The 6,477-nt window shown below is 44.7% G+C and carries 8 protein-coding genes; all 8 read left to right on the top strand.

The window, feature by feature from the left end; all coding sequences use genetic code 11:
- The coding region (locus B4K20_RS07890) for a CTP synthase (protein WP_289282495.1) at window positions 1-1,299 on the top strand (1,299 nt) is incomplete at its 5' end.
- Window positions 1,300-1,303: 4 nt separating this feature from the next.
- Window positions 1,304-2,149 (top strand): 3-deoxy-8-phosphooctulonate synthase, encoded by an 846-nt coding sequence (gene kdsA, locus B4K20_RS07885; RefSeq protein WP_091711720.1) that lies wholly within the window; start codon window positions 1,304-1,306, stop codon window positions 2,147-2,149.
- 35 nt (window positions 2,150-2,184) lie between these two features.
- Window positions 2,185-3,471, top strand: coding sequence for a phosphopyruvate hydratase (gene eno, locus B4K20_RS07880; RefSeq protein ID WP_286305031.1), 1,287 nt, complete (start codon window positions 2,185-2,187; stop codon window positions 3,469-3,471).
- A 5-nt stretch (window positions 3,472-3,476) separates the two neighbouring features.
- The gene (ftsB, locus tag B4K20_RS07875) at window positions 3,477-3,764 is read left to right on the top strand and encodes a cell division protein FtsB (RefSeq protein ID WP_289282494.1); all 288 of its coding nucleotides are present in this window, start codon (window positions 3,477-3,479) and stop codon (window positions 3,762-3,764) included.
- Complete coding sequence (gene ispD / locus B4K20_RS07870; protein ID WP_289282493.1) at window positions 3,754-4,464, top strand: 2-C-methyl-D-erythritol 4-phosphate cytidylyltransferase; 711 nt, start codon at window positions 3,754-3,756, stop codon at window positions 4,462-4,464. The genes ftsB and ispD overlap by 11 nt, the downstream gene beginning before the upstream one ends.
- Window positions 4,464-4,943: a 2-C-methyl-D-erythritol 2,4-cyclodiphosphate synthase gene (gene ispF / locus B4K20_RS07865; RefSeq protein WP_289282492.1), complete on the top strand. Its 480-nt coding sequence runs from the start codon at window positions 4,464-4,466 to the stop codon at window positions 4,941-4,943. The genes ispD and ispF overlap by 1 nt, the downstream gene beginning before the upstream one ends.
- 2 nt (window positions 4,944-4,945) lie before the next feature.
- Complete coding sequence (truD, locus tag B4K20_RS07860; RefSeq protein ID WP_289282491.1) at window positions 4,946-6,025, top strand: tRNA pseudouridine(13) synthase TruD; 1,080 nt, start codon at window positions 4,946-4,948, stop codon at window positions 6,023-6,025.
- A 13-nt stretch (window positions 6,026-6,038) separates the two neighbouring features.
- The coding region (locus tag B4K20_RS07855) for a DUF1223 domain-containing protein (protein WP_289282490.1) at window positions 6,039-6,477 on the top strand (439 nt) is incomplete at its 3' end.

The raw sequence follows: 6,477 nt of genomic DNA, 5'->3' as shown, positions 1-6,477 counted from the left end.
GTACAGGTTATTCCGCACATTACTGATGAAATCAAGCGCTGTATTTTCGAAGGTGCTGGTGATGCCGATGTGGCGTTGATAGAGATTGGTGGCACAGTCGGGGATATTGAATCCTTACCTTTCCTTGAAACCATTCGTCAGATGGGCTCCGAATTGGGCCATGAGCGTGCATTATTCCTGCATTTAACTCTGGTGCCATATATTGCATCGGCAGGCGAAATCAAAACCAAACCCACACAACATTCAGTTAAAGAACTCAGAACCATAGGTATTCAACCGGATGTGTTGGTATGTCGGATGGATCGGCCTCTGCCAGAATCTGAACGTAAGAAAATTGCGTTATTCACCAATGTGGCAGTGAATAATGTGGTGTCTTGTGTGGATGTGGACAGCATCTATAAAATTCCGATGGAATTACATCGTCAGGGCTTAGATGACATTGTCGTGAAACAATTAGGTTTAGATGCTAAACCGGCTGATTTAAGCCAATGGCAACAGGTTTATAACAACCTGACTAAACCGGAAGGCGAAGTGAATATTGCTATGGTCGGTAAGTACATGGAACTGACCGAAGCTTATAAATCGTTGTCTGAATCATTAATTCATGCTGGTATCCATACCAGAACCAAAGTGCATGTGCACTATGTCGATTCGGAACTGGTTGAACAGCAAGGGCCGGATTGCATCAAGGATATGGATGCGATTCTGGTACCGGGCGGCTTCGGTGAGCGCGGTGTTGAAGGCATGATCCAAACCGCGCAGTTTGCCCGCGAAAATAATGTTCCATACCTGGGTATTTGTTTAGGTATGCAGGTTGCCGTCATTGAGTATGCACGTCATAAAGCCGGTATGCCCGAAGCTTACAGTACTGAGTTTGACTTAAACACGGTTGATCCTGTGATTGGTCTGATTACTGAATGGCAAAAAGAAGACGGCAGCGTTGAGCAACGCGATCATGATTCTGACCTTGGCGGTACCATGCGCCTTGGTGGTTATCCATGTGTACTGAAACCTGGCAGTCTGGCTCAAAAAATTTATGGTGAGCAAGAAATTGTTGAACGTCATCGTCACCGTTACGAGTTCAATAGCAACTATAAAGAGAAACTGGAACAAGCGGGTTTAGTGTTCTCTGGTATGTCAAAAGATGAAACCTTGGCTGAAATGATTGAAATTCCAGAACATCAATGGTTTGTAGCTTGTCAGTTCCATCCAGAATTCACATCGACACCGCGTCATGGCCATCCTTTATTTGAAGGATTTATCAGTGCTGCCAAAGCTAACAAAAAGAATAGAGGGTAATATCATGCAATTATGTGGTCACGAAGTGGGTGGTAGACAGCCTTTATTTTTAATTGCCGGTACCTGCGTTATTGAAAGTGAGCAAATGACCATGGATGTAGCCGGTCAGTTGAAAGAAATCACTGACAAGTTGGGTATTCCATTTATCTACAAGTCTTCTTTTGATAAAGCCAATCGTACCTCGACAAAGAGTTATCGTGGACCAGGTTTAGAAGCCGGTTTAGCGATTCTGGAAAAAGTTAAAAAAGAATTTAATTTGCCCGTACTGACGGATGTGCATGAAGATACGCCACTAGCCGAAGTTGCCAGCGTGGTAGATGTGTTGCAGACACCAGCGTTCTTATGTCGCCAAACGAATTTTATTGTCAATGTGGCTAGTCAGGGGCTGCCAGTTAATATCAAAAAAGGTCAGTTTCTCGCACCTTGGGATATGCAACACGTCGCAGACAAAGCCAAATCAACCGGTAACCAACAGATTATGTTGTGTGAACGTGGCACCTCATTTGGTTACAACACCCTGATCTCCGATATGCGTGGTTTACCTACCATGCGAAATATGGACTGTCCTGTAGTTTATGACGCAACACACTCCGTACAGCAGCCCGGTGGACAAGGCGGTGCCTCTGGTGGTCAACGTGAATTTGTGCCTGTACTGGCACGTGCAGCGGTCGCAACCGGCATTGCCGGTGTGTTTATGGAAACACACCCCGAACCTGAAAAAGCCTTAAGTGATGGACCTAATTCCTGGCCATTACATAAAATGACAGCATTGTTAGAAATGCTGCAAGCAATAGATGCAACAGTAAAACAACAAGACTTTATCGAAGACGAGCTGTTAGCTGGTCGATAAGTCGGTATCAAAAAAAACATTACGGGAGCAGAGCATTGAGCAAAATCATTGATGTAAAAGCAAGAGAAATCATCGATTCACGTGGTAATCCGACGGTTGAAGCTGACGTTATTCTGGAAAGTGGTGCATTTGGACGTGCAGCAGTGCCATCTGGTGCCTCAACAGGTGAACGTGAAGCCGTTGAATTACGTGACGGCGATAAAGGCCGTTACTTAGGTAAAGGTGTTTTAAAAGCAGTTGAAGCCGTCAACGGTGAGTTACGTGAAGCGGTACTGGGAATGGACGCTAACGACCAACGTGCTTTAGACAATAAATTGATTGCCACAGATGGCACCGAAAACAAAAGCCGTTTAGGTGCTAATGCCTTATTAGCTATCTCGATGGCATCTGCCCGCGCTGCTGCCGCCGATGCGAAGAAAACCTTATACAAATACCTGTCAACCGAAGAAAAAGCCGTGATGCCAGTACCGATGATGAACATCATCAACGGTGGTTCACACGCTGATAACAGCGTCGATTTACAAGAATTTATGATCATGCCTGTCGGCGCATCCAGCCTGACAGAAGCTGTGCGTTATGGTGCTGAAGTCTTCCATGAATTGAAAAAAGTGCTGAACAGCCGTGGCTTGAATACAGCTGTCGGTGATGAAGGTGGTTTTGCACCGGATCTGCCATCTAATGAGTCAGCGATTGAAGTGATACTGGAAGCCATTAAAAACGCCGGTTATGAAGCGGGTAAAGATATTATGTTGGCTTTAGATGCAGCCAGCTCAGAATTTTATAAAGATGGCATGTATGTGCTGGCTTCTGAAAATCGCTCATTAACGTCAGCAGAATTTGCCGATTTATTGGCAGACTGGTCGAATAAATATCCGATCATCAGTATTGAAGACGGTATGGATGAAAATGACTGGGAAGGCTGGAAATTGTTGACCGATAAAATTGGCGATAAAGTACAGTTGGTCGGTGATGACCTGTTTGTCACTAACCCGAAAATTCTGCAAGAAGGTATCGATAAAGGCGTCGCCAACTCGATTCTTATCAAAGTGAATCAAATTGGTACTTTGTCTGAAACATTGGATGCGATTAACTTAGCGAAAGCCAACGGTTATACCGCTGTTGTTTCTCATCGTAGTGGTGAAACAGAAGATACGACAATTGCTGACTTAGCGGTAGCGACCAATGCTGGCCAAATCAAAACTGGCTCATTATCACGCTCTGACCGCGTTGCGAAATACAATCAATTGATTCGCATCGAAGCTGAATTAGGTGATGCTGCCAGCTACCCAGGTATGAAGGCGTTTAACGTCCAACAAGCCTAGGTGATATGTCTAAACCCGTCATGATTTTGTTAGCCATCATATTGGTATTGCTTCAATACCGATTATGGCTAAGTCATGACGGGCTTCCTTCCTTATTACGTCTCCACCAATCTGTAGAAAAGCAACGCATTGATAACGCTGAGTTAAAAGAGCGAAATCAAGTGCTTGCTGCTGAGGTACAAGACTTAAAAAGTGGTCTTGATGCCCTCGAAGAAAGAGCTCGTAGTGAGCTGGGCATGGTAAAACCAGGCGAAACCTTTTTCCAGATTATTGATAAACCAGATGAGCAGTAAACAGGCTGTTTGGGCTGTTGTGCCCGCTGCAGGTATTGGCAGTCGTATGCAGGCTGATATTCCTAAGCAGTATTTAGAGATTAATAATAAACCAGTATTGCAATTAACACTGGAGCGTCTGGCTTCACATCCGGCTATTGATGGCATTGTGATTGCTTTAGCTGAAAATGATACGTGGTGGTCTGATTTATCACTCACCTTACCTTGTGAGTTGCTGACAGTGACAGGTGGTAAAGATCGTTCTGATTCGGTAACAAATGCGTTAAAGGTTTTACAGCAACGGCTAGCTGACGATCCTTGGGTATTGGTTCACGATGCGGCCAGACCTTGTCTACGACATGAAGATATTGATCGTATGCTAGCCACCTTATCGCAAGATCCGGTTGGTGGCATTCTAGGTATTCCCGTGTCAGATACGGTCAAACGAGTCGATGCCGATAACGTCATTAAAGAGACTGTTTGCCGTCAAGGTCTTTGGCGTGCTGCGACGCCACAGATGTTTCGTTTAGCAATGCTTTCACGTGCACTACAGTCAGCATCAGCCCAATCTTTCGCCGTTACTGATGAAGCCAGCGCAATGGAACTTGCTGGCTATCAGCCACGTATGGTGGAAGGGCATAGTGATAATCTAAAGATCACACTTCCACAAGACTTGGCACTTGCAGCACTTTATTTACGCCAGCAGGCAGGAGAAAATTAATGCGTATCGGACATGGCTATGATGTTCATCGGTTTATTGAGGACACCCCATTAATCATTGGCGGTATGACCATTCCACACACGCATGGACTTGAAGCGCATTCAGATGGTGATGTATTGATTCATGCTATCTGTGATGCTTTATTGGGTGCTGCCGGTTTATGGGATATCGGCCATCACTTTCCTGATAATGATGAGGCATTCAAAGGCATTGATAGTCGTATTTTATTGCGGCGTGTTATCGACGATCTTGCAAAACGGGGATGGTCTGTGAGTAATGTTGATGCCACGATTATTGCACAAGCACCCAAAATGGCGCCTTTTATCCCTCAAATGCGCGAATTGTTAGCCGCCGACATGCAAACCGATATCACTGCCATTAATATCAAAGCGACTACCACTGAAAAGTTAGGTTTTGCGGGTCGCAAAGAGGGGATAGCCACTCATGCTGTCGCCTTGATTAAGCCGATGGACGACTAACCTTGTCATCATTTGATCTTGCCGCCTTAGCCAGAGTCAATACAGCAGCGTTAAACCATCGTTGCCTTATTCGTCAGACGCCTGAAGATTTTCGAGTCGAAGAGCAATTGCCTTTTGAACCCGCTGGTCAAGGGCCTCATGTGATGTTACAAATTACCAAAACCGATACGAATACTGATTGGTTAGCCAAACAGCTGGCTCAGTTTGCTGGTGTTGAAGAGGTGGCGATTGGCTATGCTGGTTTAAAAGACCGACACGCTGTCACGACGCAATGGTTTAGTGTTAATACTGAAGGTGTCACTGAACCAGATTGGTCAGCCTTTGAGTCTGACTTGATAACCATCAATCAAATCAAACGCCATAATAAGAAACTAAAACGTGGTGTGTTATCTGGTAATCGGTTCACCCTGAACTTGACCGTTGTTGATGGTGATAAACAAAGTTGGGAATCGGCGCTTAGTCAGGTACAAAAAGACGGGGTACCCAATTACTTTGGTGAACAGCGATTTGGTCACCAGATGAATAATTTACAGGCTGTTGAACAATGGTTCCAGCAAGGAAAAAAACCTAAAAGTCGTACCAAAAAAGGTCTATACCTCTCTGCTGCGCGTTCATGGTTGTTCAACTTAATAGTGAGTGAACGTGTCAAAAATAGTAACTGGAATCAATGGTTAAAAGGTGATGTGATGCAGTTAAATGGCAGTCACAGTTGTTTTCAATCCGATAACGACGACATGCAACTGCATGATCGCCTTGCTCATTTTGATATTCACCCAACTGGGCCACTTGTCGGGCAAGGCGATCTGTTGAGTCAGGATGACTGCCAGCAATTAGAAACGGTTATTTTGGCAGATTGGCAGGATTGGCTTCAGGCATTATCTCGACAAGGGCTCAAGCAAGAACGTCGAGCTATACGCCTACTGCCTTCAGACTTTAACTGGCAATGGTTTGATACACATCTGCAAGTATCATTTTTTCTACCAGCAGGTTGTTTTGCGACGTCTGTGTTGAGAGAGCTCGCTATTATTGAAGATGGCAGTGAAAGATTTAGCCAGCCACTTAGCCCGTCACAACAGAAATAAAATGGAGGTCTTTATGTTTAAACAAGCCTGCCGACTCCTGACCTTGTTTAGCTTATTTACATCTCCTGTTTTGCTTGCCTCAGACTGGCAAGCTGAAACAAGCAATAAGCACCTGGTTGTGATGGAATTGTTCACAGCTGAAGGCTGCGGTTTATGTCCACCTGCGGAAAAATGGGTGAAACAGCTGCCTGATAAAGGTGTGACAAACGAAGATATCGTGGTATTAAATTTCCACGTCGATTATCTGGATGAAAAAAAAGGCTGGGTAGATCGTTTTGCTAGTCCGATTTTTACAGAAAGACAAAAACAGCTTGCCAGATTAAATCTATTTCAAACTGTCTATACACCTGAATTCTTCATCAGTGGAGAGGTGTTACATGATTGGCGAGCACATGGCCTTGAAGCCATTGATTTTGTGAGTGACTTTGAGCCTGAAGCCGATATCGCATTAC

Origin of the sequence: Methylophaga sp. UBA5088 (genome assembly GCF_002414625.1) — a bacterium.
Taxonomy (GTDB): Bacteria; Pseudomonadota; Gammaproteobacteria; order Nitrosococcales; family Methylophagaceae; genus Methylophaga; species Methylophaga marina.
The sequence above is the reverse complement of the archived record's forward strand: the minus strand, read 5'-3'. Positions and strand labels throughout refer to the sequence as shown.

Bases quoted from the DNA above. Each gene is read 5' to 3' on its own strand.
- kdsA (WP_091711720.1), top strand. From the start codon at position 1,304: ATGCAATTATGTGGTCACGAAGTGGGTGGTAGACAGCCTTTATTTTTA.
- ispF (WP_289282492.1), top strand. From the start codon at position 4,464: ATGCGTATCGGACATGGCTATGATGTTCATCGGTTTATTGAGGACACC.
- ftsB (WP_289282494.1), top strand. From the start codon at position 3,477: ATGTCTAAACCCGTCATGATTTTGTTAGCCATCATATTGGTATTGCTT.
- ispD (WP_289282493.1), top strand. From the start codon at position 3,754: ATGAGCAGTAAACAGGCTGTTTGGGCTGTTGTGCCCGCTGCAGGTATT.